The organism is Mycobacterium simiae (assembly GCF_010727605.1).
In the GTDB taxonomy this organism is placed as follows: domain Bacteria; phylum Actinomycetota; class Actinomycetes; order Mycobacteriales; family Mycobacteriaceae; genus Mycobacterium; species Mycobacterium simiae.
This window is the reverse complement of record NZ_AP022568.1, coordinates 2,296,823-2,313,826: the sequence shown is the minus strand read 5'-3', so window position 1 is coordinate 2,313,826 and position 17,004 is coordinate 2,296,823. Positions and strand designations below refer to the sequence as shown.

Sequence of the window (17,004 nt, the reverse complement as noted above, 5' to 3'; positions counted from 1 at the left end):
GTGTACGACGAACTTTTTGCGAACCTCGCGATTCTGGTGCTGTCCGGATTCGTGGGCTTCGCGGTGATCTCGAAGGTGCCCAACACGCTGCACACGCCGCTGATGTCGGGCACCAACGCGATTCACGGCATCGTGGTGCTGGGTGCCCTGGTGGTGTTCGGTGAGGTCGAGCACCCATCGCTGGCGGTGCAGATCATTCTGTTCGTCGCGGTGGTGTTCGGCACCCTGAACGTCATCGGCGGATTCATCGTCACCGACCGGATGCTGGGCATGTTCAAGGGCAAGAAGGCCGCCCCGCAGGCGAAGGCCGAAAAAGAAGAAGCGCCGGTCGCCAAATGAACTATCTGGTTATCGGCCTCTACATCATCTCTTTCGCGCTCTTCATCTACGGACTGATGGGGCTGACCGGCCCGAAGACCGCGGTGCGCGGAAACCTGATCGCCGCGGTGGGTATGGCCCTGGCGGTGACGGCGACGCTGATCAAGATCCGGCATAACGAGTCCTGGGTGTTGATCGTCGCCGGCCTGGTGGTCGGCGTCGTTCTGGGTGTTCCGCCCGCCCGGCTGACCAAGATGACCGCCATGCCGCAGCTGGTGGCGTTCTTCAACGGTGTGGGCGGTGGCACGGTCGCGCTGATCGCCCTGGCGGAATTCCTTGAGACCAAAGGCTTTTCGGCCTTCCAGCACGGCGAATCCCCAACCGTGCACATCGTGGTGGCGTCGTTGTTCGCCGCGATCATCGGTTCGATCTCGTTCTGGGGATCGATCATCGCGTTCGGCAAGCTGCAGGAGATCATCTCCGGGCGGCCAATCGGTTTCGGCAGGGCCCAACAACCGATCAACCTGCTCCTGCTGGCCGGGGCGGTCGGGTCCGCGGTCGTGGTGGGGGTGCACGCCCATCCCGGTACCGGCGGGGCCTCGCTGTGGTGGATGATCGGTCTGCTCGCCGCGGCCGGCGTGCTGGGCCTGATGGTCGTGCTGCCCATCGGCGGGGCCGACATGCCGGTGGTCATCTCGCTGCTCAACGCGATGACCGGGTTGTCAGCGGCCGCGGCGGGGCTGGCGCTGAACAACACCGCGATGATCGTGGCCGGCATGATCGTCGGCGCGTCCGGGTCGATCCTGACCAACCTGATGGCCAAGGCGATGAACCGGTCCATCCCGGCGATCGTCGCGGGCGGGTTCGGCGGCGGCGGCGTAGCGCCCAGCGGCGGTGACACCGGCGACAAGACCGTCAAGGCCACCTCAGCCGCCGACGCGGCGATCCAGATGGCCTACGCCAACCAGGTGATCGTGGTGCCCGGCTACGGGCTGGCCGTCGCGCAGGCGCAGCATGCGGTCAAGGACATGGCGTCGCTGCTGGAGGACAAGGGCGTGACGGTGAAGTACGCGATTCACCCGGTGGCGGGCCGGATGCCCGGGCACATGAACGTGCTGCTGGCCGAGGCCGAGGTGGACTACGACGCGATGAAGGACATGGACGACATCAACGACGAGTTCGCCCGCACCGACGTCGCCATCGTCATCGGGGCTAACGACGTCACCAACCCGGCCGCCCGCAACGACGCGTCCAGTCCGATCTACGGCATGCCGATCCTCAACGTGGACAAGGCCAAGTCGGTGATCGTGCTCAAGCGATCGATGAATTCCGGGTTCGCCGGCATCGACAACCCGTTGTTCTACGGCGAGGGCACCAGCATGCTGTTCGGCGACGCGAAGAAGTCGGTGACCGAGGTCGCCGAGGAGCTCAAGGCGCTCTAGCTGCGGCGGGGTAGCGCCGCGACGACCGGGCCGATCCAGACGGCGAGCAGCCGGCGCAACTCCGTCCCATCGCCCGTCGGCGGGGACAGAATGAACGACTGCAGGGTGCGCAGGACGATCTGCAGGATGTCGTCGACCGCGGCGGGAGTGTAGGCCGACCAGTCGACGTCGAGGCGATCCAAGATCCACCGTCCCAGCACGCGCGCGGTCTCGTTGGTGACGGTGACCTGTTCGGCGAACGCGCCGGTGCGCGACACCCGGAGCAGCAAGCCGATGTAGGGGTCCTTGGGCAAGCGTTCCAAGGTCAGGCCGATGCCCTCGATGAGGGCTGCCGCCGGGTCGGTCATGCCGTGCAGCGACGTCGCCAGCTGATCCATGAAACCGGCGGTCGCCTCCAGTGCGGTTGCCTGCAGCAGCTCGTCAGTCGAGGCGAAGTAGTGGTAGATGGTCTGCCGCGTCACGTTCAGCGTGCGCGCGACATCGGCCAGCGTGATTTGGTCGCCACGCTCGTCGATGGCCTGGCGGGTGGCCGCCAGGATGCGGGCTACCGCGTCCTCGTCGCTGGCGGGAACACTGCCGCCCCATCCACGGGTCCGCACACCGCGACGATAGTCGACGCGTCCCGCGACACAGGTCATACGTCTTGCGATCATCTGTATGATCTTTGTGATGAGCACAACGACGTGTCCGTTCGGCGAGAACTTCGATTTCACCGACCCTGACGTACTGCTGGCCGGGCTCCCGGTGACCCAATTCGCCGAGCTGCGCCGCACCGCGCCGGTCTGGTGGAACGCGCAGCCCGACTCCATCTTCGACGACGGCGGCTACTGGGTGATCAGCCGCCACGAGGACGTCAAGGCCGTCTCACGAGACAGCCATCTGTGGTCGACGAACCGTAAGGGCGCGGTCATGCGCCTGCCCGAAGGGGTCACCGCCGAGCAGCTCGAGCTGACCAAGGCGCTGCTGATCAACCACGACGCGCCCGAGCACACCCGGCTGCGCAAGCTGGTGTCGCGGCTGTTCACCCCGCGCGCGATTGGCCAGCTCGAAGACAAGCTCGCCGGGGCGGCGCGCGACATCGTGCGCGACGCCGCGCGCAACGAGGACGGCAACTTCGTCGACGACATCGCGATGAAACTGCCGCTGCTGGCGATCGCCGACCTGATCGGTGTCCCGGAAGCCGACCGCGCGAAGTTGTTCGACTGGACCAACGCCATCATGAACACCGACGATCCGGACTTCTCCAGCGACCCGACCGTGGCCAACGCCGAGCTGATGGCCTACGCGTACAACATGGCCGACCAGCGACGCCGATGCCCGGCCGACGACATCGTCACCCGACTGATCGAGGCCGATATCGACGGCGACGCGCTGGGTGACGTGGAATTCGCGTTCTTCGTCATCCTGCTGGCCGTGGCCGGAAACGAAACCACCCGCAACGCGATGTCGCACGGCATGAACGCGTTCTTGGACAACCCGGATCAGTGGGAACTGTACAAACGGGACCGACCCGACACCGCGGTCGACGAGATCATCCGGTGGGCCAGTCCGGTGCATTGTTTTCAGCGCACCGCGCTGGCCGATGTCGAAGTGGGTGGCGTCACCGTCCGGGAAGGCCAGCGCGTCGGCCTGTTCTACAGCTCGGCAAACTTCGACGAGGAAGTCTTCGACGATCCTTTTCGGTTCGACATCTCCCGCAATCCCAACCCGCACCTGAGCTTCGGCGGCAATGGGGCGCACTACTGCATCGGCGCCAATTTGGCCCGCCTGGAGGTCAAGTTGATCTTCGATGAGCTCGCCGCACAACTACCCGACATCGCCAAGCTCGCCGAGCCGCAGCGGTTGCGCTCCGGCTGGATTAACGGCGTCAAACGCCTCGACGTGGCATACCGCGGCTAGGTGGGCGGATAGGCCGGCGGGGGATACCCCTGGCCGTTCTCCACCCCGCGCAGGCCCCAGCTCAGGTACCGCATGAAAAACTCGATCTCGTCGCTGGCGTCGTAGTCCGGACTGGGGTCCATGCCGTCGACGCTAGGGTCGGCGACGCGACTGCGCACTACGAACGGGGCGTGGCTCAACCGGCAGGTAGGGCCAAGAAGGCGCTTTGGCCGCGCGCCCGGCTCGGGGCGAATATTTCTGCGGCGCAAAGAGATACGTGAAATGTAGGCGGGCGCCGAATCGCCGGGCGATCGGCGCCGGCGTAATTTGCGCGGGACGCGAAAAAGTCGGCCCGGGCAGCGTTTAGACCGGCGGGTAGGCGGGCGGCGGGTAGCCGTTGCCGTCCTGGACGCCGCGCAGACCCCAGGTGAGGTAGCGCATGAAAAATTCGATCTCGTCGCTGCCGTCGTAATCCGGACTCGGATCCATCGCCCCACCTCTGCACTTGCGTGTACTTGCGACCGGTCAGTCATCAGGGTCAATTATCGAAGTCTAGTCCCATCCGTGCCGGCGCGACAGACACCCGAAACCGGCCGAGCCCTTACACTGTCCAACCAGTTGATTGGTATTTTGCCTACACCGGGGACGGTTGTCAGCCCACCGGGCCCGCTGGCAGCGACGATAGTGAGTACACGATGTCATCCGACAGCATCACCCGCAACGGGTTAACGCGCCGCGAGGAGCTGCTAGCCGTGGCCACCAAGCTGTTCGCCGCCCGTGGCTACCACGGCACCCGGATGGACGACGTCGCCGACGTCATCGGCCTGAACAAGGCAACGGTCTACCACTACTACGCCAGCAAGTCGCTCATCCTCTTCGACATCTACCGTCAGGCCGCCGAGGGCACGCTGGCCGCTGTCCACGACGACCCGTCCTGGACGGCCCGCGAGGCGCTCTACCAGTACACCATCCGGCTGCTAACCGGCATCGCCAGCGACCCCGAGCGGGCCGCCGTCTATTTCCAGGAGCAGCCCTACATCACCGAATGGTTCACCAGCGAGCAGGTCGCCGAGGTCCGTGAGAAGGAAGCCCAGGTCTACCAGCACGTGCACGGGCTGATCGACCGTGGCATCGCCAGCGGCGAGTTCTACGAGTGCGACTCACACGTGGTGGCGCTGGGCTACATCGGAATGACGCTGGGCAGCTACCGCTGGCTGCGACCGAGCGGCCGTCGCACGGCCAAGGAAATCGCCGCCGAGTTCAGCACCGCGCTGCTGCGCGGGCTGATCCGGGACGAAAAGGTGCGCACCGAATCACCGCTGGGGCCCTAGCCCGCCCGCGATTTGAGTAGTACTACTCACTCCTGACGCGTAGTTCTGCGCGGGTGCTCCCGCCGCTGGTCAGCGAGGCTTTCGCCATGACCACTGCACTGGGAATTCCGAGCCCCGCCGAGCTGGCGGCACGCACGCCGGCCGACCGCGACCGCGCCCTGGACGTCATCCGCATCGTCTCGCTGGTCGGCGTGGTGGCCGGCCACACGATGATGGCGATCAGCATCATCGCCAACCATGTCCTCATCTGGGACAACCTGCTCACCACCTCGCCTGTGTTTCAAGCCCTGACGTGGATCTTCCAGATCATGCCGCTGTTCTTCTTCGCGGGTGCCGCGGCGTGCCTGTCCTCGTGGCGTCCAGGCACCAACTGGGGCGGCTGGCTGATGACGCGCTGCACCCGGCTGTTCCGGCCGGTGTTCTACTACCTCGGGTTCTGGGCAGTCGCGCTGACCGTGCTGTATCCCGTTCTGCCCCAACACGTTTACCAGCCGGTAGCCGGCGTGAGTATTCAACTGCTGTGGTTTTTGGGCGCCTATGTGCTGGTGCTGGCCGCGATGCCGGCGTTCAACCAGATCACCACGCGGGGGCGCCTGGCCGCTGGTGTGACATTGGTGTACGCGGGCATCGCCGGCGTCGACGTGATCCGGCTGCACTGGCCGGCCGCGTCGGCCCTGGGCTACCTGAACCTGGCGGTCTGGCTCATCCCCGCGATGTTCGGCGTCGCTTACCGGCGCGGACTGCTCACCCGTCCCGTCGCGCTGGCCACGGCCGCCACCGCGATGGCCGTCGACTTGGCCCTGGTGTGGTGGGGCCCGTATCAGATCAGCATGGTCGGCACCGGGGACCACCAATTGTCCAACACCAGCCCGCCCTCGCTGCTGCTCGCCGGTCACGCCATCGTCTTGAGCGCGCTGGCGATCGTGGCGGCACCGGCGATCGCCCGCTGGGCGCAGCGGCCGCGCGTGTGGTGGTGGACCGCGCTCGGAAACTCCGGGGCGATGACCCTGTACCTGTGGCACATGCCGGCACTGCTTGGCATGCACCTGCTCTTCGACTACGTCGGCCATCCGCGCTACCCGGGCCAGCCGGATTTCCTCGTCGTCAGCGTCATGCAGGTGCTCCTGATGGTTGCCGCGGTGGCGGTGCTGTTCCTGCTGTTGCGACCGCTGGAGAACAACCCGCTACCCGGTTGGGACGGCGCACCGAACATCACCTCGGTCGGACGGGGGGTGGCGGTCGGACTGTCACTGTGTGGGGCCGGGGTGGCGACGCTGGCCGCGATCAAGTGGGGCCTCAAGGGTGACGGGCTGGTCTGCGTCGCGACGATGCTGGTCGGGCTGGTGACCGCGCGGGTGCTCGCCGCGTCCAAGCGGGAGGCGGCGTGAAAGCCCGACTGCGACCCCTGCCCGCCGCGGGGGCCGGGCTACTGAGCGTCCTGGGTTCCGCGGTGCACGGCTGGGGCTTTTTGGCCACTGACCTCCAGTTCGCGCGACTGGCGAACGGCCTGGGATTTCTCACGCCGCTGCTGATGGTGGGACCGTTGGGTCTCGGCCTGCTCGCGGTGGGTTTGCTCGAGGCCGCCGCGGCGGCGGGAATGTTCGCTGGCGCGATCATGCTGCTAGCGCGCCGCCGCACCGGCATCTGGGTGACGATGGTCGCGTGCGCGCCGGCGCTATTGGCCGGCCTGCTGCTGGTGAGCGGGATCGTTCCCGCCCCGCTGGTATTCGGCAAAACGATGGCCGGGCTGCCCACCGTGGCGTTCGCGTGGACCATCTTCGCGTCCGCCCTCATCACCGCGACAGGCACTGTGGCGCTGGCGGTTTCACGTCCAGCCCGGGTGCGCTAGGGCTCGCCGTCCAGGCCGTGCTCGATGGCGTAGCGGGTCAACTCCACGCGATTGGCGACCTGCAACTTACGAAAGGTCGCCTGGATGTGATTTTCGACAGTGCGATGGCTCAACGAGAGCCGTTCGGCGATCTGCTTGGCGGACAACCCTTTTGCCACATGGCGCAGTACCTCGGTCTCCCGTTCGGTCAGGCTGGGGCCGGCCGGTTCGGAATCCTGGTTCTGCGCGATGCGGCGATATTCGCCAAGCACCAGCCCGGCCAGACTCGGGGTGAACACGGCGCGCCCGGCGGCGGTGGCCGCCACCGCCTCGGCGAGTTCGGCTCGTGAGGCGCTTTTCACCAGGTATCCCGTCGCCCCGGCCTTGACCGCGTCCAGCACGTCGTCGCGCTCGTCGGAGGCCGACAGCACCAGGATCCGTGAGGCCGGTGACACCTCCAGCACCTCCGACGTCGCCTGTGCGCCGTTGCCGTCGGCCAGCCGCATGTCCATCACCACCACGTCCGGTTGGACCGCGGCGGCCCGACGCCGCGCGGTCGCCACCCCGTCGGCCGTGGCGACCACATCGAAGCCGTCCGCGGCGAGGTCGCGGGCGACGGCGTCGCGCCAGATCGGGTGATCGTCGACGACCATCACCGTGGTGGCGGTGTCCTCAGCCATCGCGCCCCTCGCGCGGCACGCACAACTCCCATTCCACACCCTCGCCCGGCGCGCTGTGCAAGGTCGCGCGGCCACCCAACGAATCAAGGCGGCCCACAATCGATTTCGAGATGCCCAGCCGGCCCTCCCGGGTGGCCTCCTCGAGCCGGCCGGCGGGGATGCCGAGTCCGTCGTCGCGCACACTGACCACCACCGAATCGCCTAGATCCTCTAGCAGCACGAAAGCCTGCGCGCCCGCGCCCGCGTGCGCCTGCACGTTGTCCAAGGCGTTGCCCACCGCGGCGTCGAGCTCGGCGGCCACCCAGCGCGGCAAGAGCACGGCGGTCGGTGGCAGGCTCAACGAGACGCGATCGGACTCCCGCCGGCGCAGCAGCGTGCGCAGGTCGATCGTCGTCCGGTCGCCCTGCTCGTCGACGCCCGCGGCGCTGACCCAGCGCCGCAGCACGCGTTCCTGCTCGCTGGCCAGATCGGCTAATTCTGCTGTGGCGCCGCCGATTTCATGACCACGCTTGGCCACCAGTGCCAGCACCTGAATCGCGCCGTCATGCACCTGTCGGGACAGCCGCTCGCGCTCTTGCACCGCGGCAGACAGCTGAGCGGCCCGCTGCAGCTCCTCGTGGGCCCGTCGCGCGGTCTGCGCGGCCATTCCGATCGCCATGCCGATCGCCAACTCGACGATGATCGTGGCGTTGTGCCCCAGGTTCAGATCGAAGTAGTTTTTGACGGCGAAATTCGTCGCCATCACCGCCAACCCGGTCAGCATGCCGCGGACCGGACCGAATTGAATGGCCGCCGAGATGGTGGGGTTGCTGGCCCACAGGGTCGTCGGCCAAGTCTGGTTTTCCGCCGCCCACTGCCCAAAGGTGATCAACCGGTTGGACCACATGAGCAGCAGGACGATCACGATCTCGGCGATCACCCATCCCGATTTGCGGCCGAACCCGCGCAGGTAGGCGCACGCGCACACCCCGCTCCACCCCAGCAGCACGGCGAACAGTGCCCAGCCCAACGCTGGCCGGCGCAGATCCGGGTTGATCGCGATCTGGAAGCCCAGCGCGTAAAGGCAACTCAGCAGCCGGAACACCTGCGCCGCGCGCCACAGCGGCGCAGTCGCATCGGGATCGGCGCGGGTCATCGCGCCCAGCATAGGTGGGCCGGTGGGGTTCTTCGACGACTAGATCGGCGATTTCACGTGCTTGTCCAGGAACGCGAGCTGGTCGGCGACCACTTGTTCGAACGCGTCGTCGACATAAATCGCGAAATGCCCTTCGGGATAGGTCCGCACCTCGGCGCGCGGAGCGTTGGCGGCGTGGCGCAGGGTGGCGTCCGCGGGGGCCACCGAGTCGTGCTCGCACACGCAGAACAAGATGGGGCAGTCGATTTTCGGGGTAAGCAGGCCGGGCCGGTAGGTGAACACGTGCAAGGCGATGCGCGCGGCGACCTCATTGCGGAGTTCGACCCCGTCGGGCACCAGGCGCAGATAACCCGGGTAGGCGTCGGGCGTGGCCATCAGCGCCACCTCGCCGGGCCTGCCCGCGGCGGCCACCATCACCGGGGCACGTCCCAGGCGGGCGCCGAGCTCGTCGCGGATGGCGCGTGCGGCGATTCGGGCGGTGGTCAACGGGTTGATGGTCGCGCGCCCCGAAGCGATGCCGTCGGTGAACGGGCACTGTGCGATGACGGCGGCGATGCCCGGCAGCCGGGCCGCCGTGGTGATCACGTGGCCGCCGGCAAAAGACGTACCCCACAACGCAATTCGATCCGTGTCGACACCATCGAGGGTGCGGGCGTAAGCCACCGCGGCGGCCCAGTCGGCGAGCTGCATCTCGATGTCGAGAACCTGACGCGGTTGACCTTCGCTGTCGCCGAAGTTGCGGTAATCGAAAACCAGGCAAGCGTAGCCGGCCGCGCTGAACCGCTCGGCATAGGCGTCGAGCCGCATGGTGCGCACCGCGCCCAGTCCGTGCGCCATCACCAGGACCGGCGCGGCGCTGCCGGGCGGGCGGTACAACCAGGCGCTGACTCGGTCGTTGCCCGACATGAACTGAACATCTTCGCGCTGTGTCATCGATCGTCGATTGTGCCCTGAACTCGGTGCAGCCGGGTAGGCCACGCGGAAGTTATGGACTACTGTCTAGAAAAGTTTTCGCGGGCTTCGAGGGACGGAGGCGGTCATGGCGATTCGCGTCGCGCACGTCGGTACCGGGAACGTCGGCGGCCTGGCGCTGGCCGAGTTGATCGCCAATCCGCAGTTCGACCTGACCGGCGTGTGCGTGTCTACCCCGGAGAAGGTGGGCAAGGACGCCGGGCAACTATGCGGCGTCGGCCTGGACGAGGGCACCACCACGGGTGTGGCGGCCGTCAACGACCTGGACGCGATTATCGCCGCCCAGCCCGAGTGCGTGGTGTACTGCGCGATGGGTGACACCCGGCTGCCGGACGCGATGGCCGATGTGATGCGCATCCTGGCGGCCGGCATCAACGTGGTCGGATCCTCGCCCGGGCTGTTGCAGTATCCGTGGGGTGTGATGCCCGACAAGTACATCCACCGGGTGGAAGATGCTGCCAAGCAAGGAAATTCAAGCATTTTCATCAGCGGGGTAGACCCGGGGTTCGCCAACGACCTGATTCCGTTCACGCTCGCCGGAACCTGTCAGCGCATTGAGCAGGTGCGCTGCATGGAAATTCACGACTACGCCAGTTACGACGGCGCAGAGGTGATGCACTACATGGGTTTCGCCCGGCCGATGGATGAGATCCCGATGCTGCTACAACCGGGCGTCCTGAGTATCGCCTGGGGCACCGCGATTCGTCAGCTGGCGGCCGGCCTGGGCATCGAGGTCGACGAGATCACCGAGTCTTATCAGCGCGAACCAGCGCCGGAGGACTTCGACATCGCCGTCGGTCACGTGGCCAAGGGCACCGTGGCCGTGCTGCAGTTCGAGATCCGCGGCATGGTCAAGGGCCACCCCGCCATCGTCATCGAGCACGTCACCCGGCTGCGCCCCGACTTGCGGCCCGACCTGCCCCAGCCCGCGTCCGGCGACGGCTCCTACCGCGTCGAGATCACCGGCGAACCCTCCTATGCCGTCGACATCATTCCCAGCAGCCGCAAGGGCGACCACAACCATGCCGCGATTGCCGGGGCGGCGGGGCGCATCGTCAACGCGATCCCCGCGGTGATCGCGGCGCCGCCGGGCGTCCGGACCACGCTCGACCTGCCGCTGGTCACCGGCAAAGGCCTTTACGCACCAAGCACTTTGGTGTCCACTTAATCGAAAGGAGACCCTGCGTGGGACGGGTAGACGGCAAAGTTGCACTGATCAGTGGCGGCGCCCGCGGCATGGGCGCCGAGCACGCACGGCTGCTGGTGGCCGAGGGCGCCAAGGTGGTGATCGGCGACATCCTCGACGACGAGGGCAAGGCGGTGGCCGACGAGATCGGCGACTCGGTTCGCTACGTGCATCTCGACGTCACCCAGCCCGACCAGTGGGATGCCGCCGTGGCGACCGCAGTCGGCGAGTTCGGCAAGCTCAACGTTCTGGTCAACAACGCCGGTACCGTCGCGCTCGGACCGCTCAAGAGCTTCGATCTCGCTAAGTGGCAGAAGGTGATTGACGTCAACCTGACCGGGACATTCCTGGGCATGCGGGTGGCCGTCGACCCGATGATCGCGGCCGGTGGCGGCTCGATCATCAATGTGTCCTCGATCGAGGGCCTGCGCGGTGCGCCCATGGTGCACCCGTACGTCGCCTCCAAGTGGGGGGTGCGCGGCCTGGCGAAATCCGCCGCCCTGGAGCTGGCCCGGCACAACATCCGGGTCAACTCGGTGCACCCCGGCTTCATTCGCACCCCGATGACCAAGCACCTGCCCGACGACATGGTGACCATCCCGCTGGGCCGGCCAGCCGAGTCGCGGGAGGTGTCGACGTTCATCTTGTTTCTGGCCAGTGACGAGTCGTCCTACGCCACCGGCACCGAGTTCGTAATGGACGGCGGCCTGGTCACCGACGTACCGCATAAGGACTTGTTTTAGGCGACCTGTTCTAGTCCTCGACGAAGACGACCTTTTGCTCGACCGGGTCGCGGCCAAGCCGAATGTGGTTGGCCGCGAACTCCGGATCGGGGTAGCCCACCGACAACCCGCACAGGATCGTGAATTCGTCGGGGATGTCCAGCATTTCACGGAGGACCTCGGGATAGCCGGCGATGGCCACCTGCACGCAGCTGCCCAACCCGCGCGCGGTTAGCGCCAGCACCAGCGTCTGCAGGAACATGCCGACACCCATGCTGTCGACCAGGCCGAGCTCATGGTGCATGCACACCACCCCGGCCAGCGGCGCGCGGAAGAATTCCCAGTTCCGTAGCACCGCGGCCCGCCGAGCTTCCCGATCGTCGCGGGCGATACCCATCGAGCCGTAGACGACCTTGCCGGTGTCGCTGCGGTAGTGGCTGAACGCCTCCGGGAGCGGCGGGACCTTCGGCGGGCCGGCTTGGGCGGCGTCGAGCAGCGCCGCCACCAGGCGCTGCCGTGCCGCGCCCGAGGCGAAGAACAGCTGCCAGGGCTGAATGTTGGAATTCGACGGCGCATGAATCGCGAGGTCGAGCGCCTCGTGGACCAGCTCGCGGGGCACCGGTCGGTCGGGCAGGAACATCCGGATGGAACGGCGTTGCCGGATCGCGTCCTCGAGGTCGTACATTGCTGCAGTCTCGCAAGCCGCTGTGCTGGGCGAGCGGTGGCGGTGCTATAACCGCGAGCATGCCAGCCAGCCTCGGAGACCTGAAGGGGATCGTCGGATCCAACCACGTCGTCACCGATCCCGACGTGCTGGCAGGGCGCAGCGTCGACCACACCGGCCGCTACCGCGGCCGAGCCAGCATGCTGGTTCGGCCCGGGTCGGCCGAGGAAGTCGCGCAGGTACTGCGATTATGCCGTGACGCCGGAGCCCACGTCACCGTGCAGGGCGGTCGCACCTCGCTGGTGGCCGGCACCGTGCCCGAGCATGACGACGTGCTGTTATCCACCGAACGCCTATGTGCGCTAAGCGAAGTCGACAGCGTCGAGCGCCGGATCGCGGTCGGCGCCGGAGCGACGCTGGCCGCGGTGCAGGATGCCGCCACGGCGGCAGGTCTGGTGTTCGGTGTGGACCTGGCCGCCCGTGACACCGCGACCGTCGGCGGCATGGCCTCGACCAACGCGGGCGGGCTGCGCACCGTCCGTTACGGCAACATGGGCGAGCAAGTCGTCGGCCTGGACGTGGCGCTGCCCGACGGATCGCTGCTGCGCCGACACAGCCTGGTGCGCAGCGACAACACCGGATACGACCTGCCGGCCCTGTTCGTCGGGGCCGAGGGCACGCTCGGTGTGATCACCGCGCTGGACCTGCGGCTGCACCCCACGCCGTCGCATCGGGTGACGGCGGTCTGCGGCTTCGCCGATCTCGAGGCGCTGATCGACACCGGCCGCCGCTTCCGCGACGTCGACGGGATAGCCGCGCTCGAGCTGATCGACGGCCGTGCCGGCGCGCTGACCGCCGAGCATCTCGGGGTAAGCCCACCGGTCGAAGCGGATTGGCTGCTGCTGGTGGAGTTGGCCGCCGATCACGACCAGACCGAACGGCTGGCCGACCTGCTGGCCGACGTGCCGATGTCCTCCGAGCCCGCGGTGGGCGTGGATGTCGCTGCCCAGCAACGACTCTGGCGGGTCCGAGAATCGCTTGCCGAGGTGCTCGGCGTGTACGGTCCGCCGCTGAAGTTCGACGTGTCGTTACCGCTGGCGACGATCCCCGAGTTCGCTTCGGCGGCGGTCGCCCTGATTCACGAGCGAGTGGCCGACGCTGCGCCGCTGCTGTTCGGTCACGTCGGTGAGGGCAATCTGCATCTCAACGTGCTGCGCGTCGGTCTTGATCGCGAACAAGCGCTCTACGGGGGAATGATGGACCTCATCGCGCGCTGCGGCGGCAACGTCAGCTCCGAGCATGGCGTGGGCAGTCGCAAGCGTGGCTATCTTGGAATGTCAAGGGAGTCAACGGATATCGCGGCAATGCGGTCGGTCAAGGCGGCGCTGGACCCGACCGGCTACCTCAACGCGGCGGTGTTGTTCGACTAGACTTCCCGTCGCGAAACTGTATTCCGCGACGGGTCTTCTCGGGAAATGCGTCGCGGAATACAGTTTCGCGGCACGGAGTGTGTTCAGCTCTGCTTGATCCCGACGGCGTGGCGCAGCTGCGCCAGGAACTGTTCGGCGTCGTCACTGCGGACGATGTAGTGCGAGATGGCGATCCGGATGACCGTCGCCGCCTTCACCGCGGCGTTGGGCCCCGGCAGGTGCCGTTGCAACCCATCCCGCATTTGCGGGATGACATGGGAGAACTGGGCGATGGTGTGCTCAGGTTCGACGTCGACCATCCGCACCCCCGAGTAGGAGTGCTGGTACTCGACGATGAACCGCAGCACGGCGTCGAGCTTGTCGTAGCCCTTGAGCCCCGCCGTGGCCTTGACCAGACCGCTTTCGAAAAGCTGCCGTTCGTACTGGGAGAACGCCGACAGCAACTCCTCCTTGGACGCGAACCAGCGGTACAGCGTGGGGCGGGAGACCCCGGCCTGCGCGGCGACCTCGGACAGGCTCAGCTTGGTCTTGCCGTTTCGGCCGAGCACTTCGGCCGTGGCCACCAGGATCCGCTGACGCGTCGAGGTGTCAGTGTCCGATACGGCCAGGGCCTGCGCCGGATGCGTCATATCAGAAACTTTACGAAGTATTGCCGAACTAGCCACGTCGCTTGCCACCTCACGTCAGGCGGACCCGGGCCGGCGGCGCACCAATACCGATTGCTGAATGGCGCCGACGGCGCCGCGCTCGTCGTACAACGTGCCGATGGTCGTCCCAATGCCGTCCGGCCCGTAGCTGGTCTCCGCGCGAATACCGATCCAATCCCCGTCCGGGACGCGGAATACGTGCACCGCCAGATCGGTGTTGAGAAACGTCCACTTGGTGATGTCGAGCTTGCTGCCGATGCCGTTGGCGCAATCGGCCACCGCGAACAGCCGTTCCAGCTGTGTCATGGTCTCTCCCTTGACCAGGTCGACCGTCGGGTTGATCCACGAATCGCCCGGACCGGGGGTCAGCGGTTCGGTCAGCCACAGCCATTCCAGGCTGTGCACGTAATTGCGGTCCCACTCCCGGGCCTTGAGGTTGCGGCTGTGGGCGTCGGTCCGCGGCCGCGGCGACTCGGCCGCGCCGTGCGCGATGGCCGCGGTGTCCTGCTGCTGCAGTCGCCAGCCGCTGGCGCGCGCCACCGGGCGCGGCTGGCCGTCGGGGCCGGGGGCGAGCATCTCGGCGGTGAGGAGCTCGATCTGTTTGCCCGGCCGCTGCAGCTGTGAGCGCACCCAGAGGTCACCTTCGGCCGGCACCCCACCCAGCAGGTCAATGACGACTCGCGACAAGCGGGTGTCGTCGCGCGGCTCGCATCGTTCCAGCGCACGTGCCAGCAGCGCCGACACTGGCCCGCCGTGCTGGATCGCGGCCGACCAGGTGCCGCGCGCCAGGTCGGTCGCCCGGAATTTCTCGCCCCCGGCGTCGGCGTCGATCCGCTCGTAGTAGGAGTCGGTCACGTGTCTCCTCGGTGATTCAGGGCAGCCCGGCGCCGGGCGCGGCGACCGGGACGGCGTCCAGCCGCGACAACCGGGTGCCCACCAGCCGCTGAGGATAGGCGTCGGTGCTCGTCAACAGAAACAAAACGCGGCGGTCGGGCCCGCCCAGCGCACACGCGACGGCGACGCGATCGCCCATGTCGATGCGGTCGGTGACGGCTCCCCCCGCGACGATCCGCTCGAACTGGTGCGCCAGCGTCATCGATGTCCAGACGCCGCCCTCGGCGTCCAGGGCGATGCCGTCGGGCGGGCCGTCGAGGCCGTCGGCGAAAACCCGCCGGTCGTGCAGAGCACCGGCAGCGTCGATCGTGAACGCGGTGAGGCGCCGGCCGGTCGACTCGGCGAGGATCAGGGTCCGGTGGTCGGGCGTGATGACCATGCCGTTGGGAAAGTCGAGGTCCTCGGCGACGACGGTGACGTTGGCAGTGCCGTCGTCGCCGAGGTCGAGGCGCACGATGACGCCCCCGGTGAACGCCTGCGAGCCGATGTACGCGCGCCCGACGCTGTCGACGACCATGTCGCCGAGGTTGGCCGGGACCAGGTCGGACAGATCGGCGATCTCAACGATCGTCTCGCCGTCGTAACGCAACACCTTGCGGTCGTCGGCGGAGGCGATCAGCAGCGAGCCGTCGGGCCGGAAACCCAGCCCCGACGGGGAGTGGCCCGGCAGCGGCAGCGTGGTCAGCGCGCCGCTCAGGGTCGAGGTGTGAACCGCCTCGCCCAGCAGGTCGGAGAACCACAGCAGCCCCTCGAACCAGCGGGGTCCTTCACCAAAGCAGAACCCATTGGCCAGCTGCTCGGGGATCATCGGCTCACTTTACAAAGCACCGCAGAAGTGTCATGCACCCGCGTTGTCGATGTCAATCCGGTGCTCGGGCCCCCTGCAGCGCGACGGCCTCCGGCATCGTTAGCCAACCTTTACAAATCTTGGTCAGAGTGTCACGCTTTGCGATGACCTGCCGACCACGAATGGAGCCGAGTTGACTAGAGCGTCCGAGGAATCACAGCAGACTGAGTGGACGGTCCAGGGCCTGTTGGATCTCTTCGACGTGCAGGGCGCCGGAGACGACCGGTTCACCGGGGTCACCGGTATCGCGGTCGGCGACGAACGTCAGGTGGCGGAGGGCACTCAGGTGCTGGCCCAGGCGATCGTCGCGGTGGCCAAGAGATTCCCGGACAAGTCGGTGCGCTCGGCGCACGCCGTGTTTTCCCGGGCCGTGATCGTCGGTCCGCCGATCGAACTCGTTCTCGACGTGGTGTCCGAAGGCCGGTCCACCGCGACCGCCGTGGTCGCCGTGCACCAGAACGGGCGGCGCTGCCTGAGCATCACCGTGCTGGCCGACGTCCCGACCGACGACGTCATCCGCCACCACCTGCCCCGTCCGGATGTGGCAGCCCCTGCCGAGGCCAACCCCTCGCCCATGCCGATGGTCGGGCGGGAGCTGCGGCTGGTCGACGTGGTCGACGTCAACAGTCCCGACGAGGTCGGTCCGCCTGAGCTCTACGCCTGGCTGCATTACGACCCGATCCCGACGCGCGACGACCTCGCCAAGGCGCTGCTGGCCTACTTCACCGGGCATTTGGGCATTTCCACCACGATGCGGGCGCATCCAGGTATCGGCACCGCCCAGGCCCATCTGACCGTGTCCACCGCCCCGATGAGCATCTCGGTGGCCTTCCACGAACCGGTGCGCTGGGACGGTTGGCTGCTCTACAGCCACGAGAGCACCCAGGTCGGCGCCGGAATGTCGTACGTGCGCGGCACCGTACATGCCGAACAGGGCGAACTGCTCTGCTCCTTCGCGCAGGAGGCGCTGATCCGCCCGTTGCGCACCAGCGACACCGCGATCGACGCGCGCGCCCGCTTCTGAATTCGG

20 protein-coding genes are annotated in these 17,004 nt (G+C 67.3%); 10 read left to right on the top strand and 10 right to left on the bottom strand.

All coding sequences use genetic code 11. The features are described from left to right. Both G6N33_RS10750 and G6N33_RS10745 read left to right on the top strand, forming a co-directional pair. The gene (locus tag G6N33_RS10750) at positions 1-339 is read left to right on the top strand and encodes an NAD(P) transhydrogenase subunit alpha (protein ID WP_044509346.1); all 339 of its coding nucleotides are present in this window, start codon (positions 1-3) and stop codon (positions 337-339) included. Beyond that, positions 336-1,760, top strand: coding sequence for an NAD(P)(+) transhydrogenase (Re/Si-specific) subunit beta (locus tag G6N33_RS10745; protein ID WP_044509347.1), 1,425 nt, complete (start codon positions 336-338; stop codon positions 1,758-1,760). Before G6N33_RS10750 ends, G6N33_RS10745 begins: the two co-directional genes overlap by 4 nt. Here the strand turns inward: G6N33_RS10745 and G6N33_RS10740 are convergent. Continuing rightward, a complete protein-coding gene (locus G6N33_RS10740; protein WP_044512693.1) occupies positions 1,757-2,359 on the bottom strand; it encodes a TetR/AcrR family transcriptional regulator in 603 nt (200 codons plus the stop codon). The genes G6N33_RS10745 and G6N33_RS10740 overlap by 4 nt on opposite strands. 70 nt (positions 2,360-2,429) lie before the next feature. Between G6N33_RS10740 and G6N33_RS10735 the strand changes: the two genes are divergently transcribed. Next, positions 2,430-3,659, top strand: coding sequence for a cytochrome P450 (locus G6N33_RS10735; protein WP_044512695.1), 1,230 nt, complete (start codon positions 2,430-2,432; stop codon positions 3,657-3,659). Here the strand turns inward: G6N33_RS10735 and G6N33_RS10730 are convergent. Further along, complete coding sequence (locus G6N33_RS10730; protein ID WP_101528390.1) at positions 3,656-3,781, bottom strand: hypothetical protein; 126 nt, start codon at positions 3,779-3,781, stop codon at positions 3,656-3,658. The genes G6N33_RS10735 and G6N33_RS10730 overlap by 4 nt on opposite strands. 220 nt (positions 3,782-4,001) lie before the next feature. Further along, positions 4,002-4,127, bottom strand: a complete 126-nt coding sequence (locus tag G6N33_RS10725) for a hypothetical protein (protein WP_101528391.1) — start codon at positions 4,125-4,127, stop codon at positions 4,002-4,004. Between the two features lie 206 nt (positions 4,128-4,333). On the opposite strand from G6N33_RS10725, the gene G6N33_RS10720 reads away from it, so the two are divergent. The 3 genes from G6N33_RS10720 to G6N33_RS10710 all read left to right on the top strand — a co-directional run bounded on the left by G6N33_RS10720 (position 4,334) and on the right by G6N33_RS10710 (position 6,818). Then, the gene (locus G6N33_RS10720) at positions 4,334-4,969 is read left to right on the top strand and encodes a TetR/AcrR family transcriptional regulator (RefSeq protein WP_044509348.1); all 636 of its coding nucleotides are present in this window, start codon (positions 4,334-4,336) and stop codon (positions 4,967-4,969) included. Positions 4,970-5,055: 86 nt separating this feature from the next. Then, positions 5,056-6,357: an acyltransferase family protein gene (locus tag G6N33_RS10715; RefSeq protein WP_044512696.1), complete on the top strand. Its 1,302-nt coding sequence runs from the start codon at positions 5,056-5,058 to the stop codon at positions 6,355-6,357. Further along, the gene (locus G6N33_RS10710; protein ID WP_044509349.1) at positions 6,354-6,818 is read left to right on the top strand and encodes a hypothetical protein; all 465 of its coding nucleotides are present in this window, start codon (positions 6,354-6,356) and stop codon (positions 6,816-6,818) included. The genes G6N33_RS10715 and G6N33_RS10710 overlap by 4 nt, the downstream gene beginning before the upstream one ends. Here the strand turns inward: G6N33_RS10710 and G6N33_RS10705 are convergent. Genes G6N33_RS10705 through G6N33_RS10695 form a run of 3 tightly spaced genes read right to left on the bottom strand, consistent with a single transcriptional unit; the run spans position 6,815 to position 9,545 of the window. Continuing rightward, entirely contained in the window at positions 6,815-7,477 is a 663-nt protein-coding gene (locus G6N33_RS10705) for a response regulator (RefSeq protein ID WP_101528392.1), read from the bottom strand. The two genes, G6N33_RS10710 and G6N33_RS10705, sit on opposite strands and share 4 nt — an antisense overlap. After that, positions 7,470-8,612: a MacS family sensor histidine kinase gene (gene macS / locus G6N33_RS10700; protein WP_231382534.1), complete on the bottom strand. Its 1,143-nt coding sequence runs from the start codon at positions 8,610-8,612 to the stop codon at positions 7,470-7,472. Before macS ends, G6N33_RS10705 begins: the two co-directional genes overlap by 8 nt. 39 nt (positions 8,613-8,651) lie before the next feature. Continuing rightward, a complete protein-coding gene (locus G6N33_RS10695) occupies positions 8,652-9,545 on the bottom strand; it encodes an alpha/beta hydrolase (RefSeq protein WP_044509351.1) in 894 nt (297 codons plus the stop codon). Positions 9,546-9,651: 106 nt separating this feature from the next. Between G6N33_RS10695 and G6N33_RS10690 the strand changes: the two genes are divergently transcribed. Next, the gene (locus G6N33_RS10690) at positions 9,652-10,752 is read left to right on the top strand and encodes an NAD(P)H-dependent amine dehydrogenase family protein (RefSeq protein ID WP_044509352.1); all 1,101 of its coding nucleotides are present in this window, start codon (positions 9,652-9,654) and stop codon (positions 10,750-10,752) included. A 17-nt stretch (positions 10,753-10,769) separates the two neighbouring features. Next, entirely contained in the window at positions 10,770-11,513 is a 744-nt protein-coding gene (locus G6N33_RS10685) for a glucose 1-dehydrogenase (protein ID WP_044509353.1), read from the top strand. A gap of 10 nt (positions 11,514-11,523) precedes the next feature. Here G6N33_RS10685 and G6N33_RS10680 read toward each other — a convergent pair whose 3' ends face one another. After that, positions 11,524-12,177: a nitroreductase gene (locus tag G6N33_RS10680; protein WP_044509354.1), complete on the bottom strand. Its 654-nt coding sequence runs from the start codon at positions 12,175-12,177 to the stop codon at positions 11,524-11,526. A gap of 59 nt (positions 12,178-12,236) precedes the next feature. On the opposite strand from G6N33_RS10680, the gene G6N33_RS10675 reads away from it, so the two are divergent. After that, complete coding sequence (locus G6N33_RS10675; RefSeq protein ID WP_101528393.1) at positions 12,237-13,586, top strand: FAD-binding oxidoreductase; 1,350 nt, start codon at positions 12,237-12,239, stop codon at positions 13,584-13,586. An 83-nt stretch (positions 13,587-13,669) separates the two neighbouring features. On the opposite strand, the gene G6N33_RS10670 is transcribed toward G6N33_RS10675, so the two are convergent. The 3 genes from G6N33_RS10670 to G6N33_RS10660 are packed head-to-tail and all read right to left on the bottom strand — an operon-like array spanning position 13,670 to position 15,935. After that, positions 13,670-14,215 carry a TetR/AcrR family transcriptional regulator gene (locus tag G6N33_RS10670; RefSeq protein WP_044509357.1) on the bottom strand — a complete coding sequence of 182 codons (546 nt, stop codon included), beginning with the start codon at positions 14,213-14,215 and terminating at the stop codon, positions 13,670-13,672. Positions 14,216-14,269: 54 nt separating this feature from the next. Further along, the gene (locus G6N33_RS10665; RefSeq protein WP_101528394.1) at positions 14,270-15,088 is read right to left on the bottom strand and encodes a thioesterase family protein; all 819 of its coding nucleotides are present in this window, start codon (positions 15,086-15,088) and stop codon (positions 14,270-14,272) included. A 16-nt stretch (positions 15,089-15,104) separates the two neighbouring features. Then, on the bottom strand, positions 15,105-15,935 hold the full coding sequence (locus tag G6N33_RS10660; RefSeq protein WP_044509361.1) for an SMP-30/gluconolactonase/LRE family protein: 831 nt from the start codon (positions 15,933-15,935) through the stop codon (positions 15,105-15,107). A gap of 172 nt (positions 15,936-16,107) precedes the next feature. On the opposite strand from G6N33_RS10660, the gene G6N33_RS10655 reads away from it, so the two are divergent. Further along, complete coding sequence (locus G6N33_RS10655) at positions 16,108-16,998, top strand: acyl-CoA thioesterase (protein ID WP_044509362.1); 891 nt, start codon at positions 16,108-16,110, stop codon at positions 16,996-16,998. The last annotated feature ends 6 nt before the right edge of the window (positions 16,999-17,004 follow it).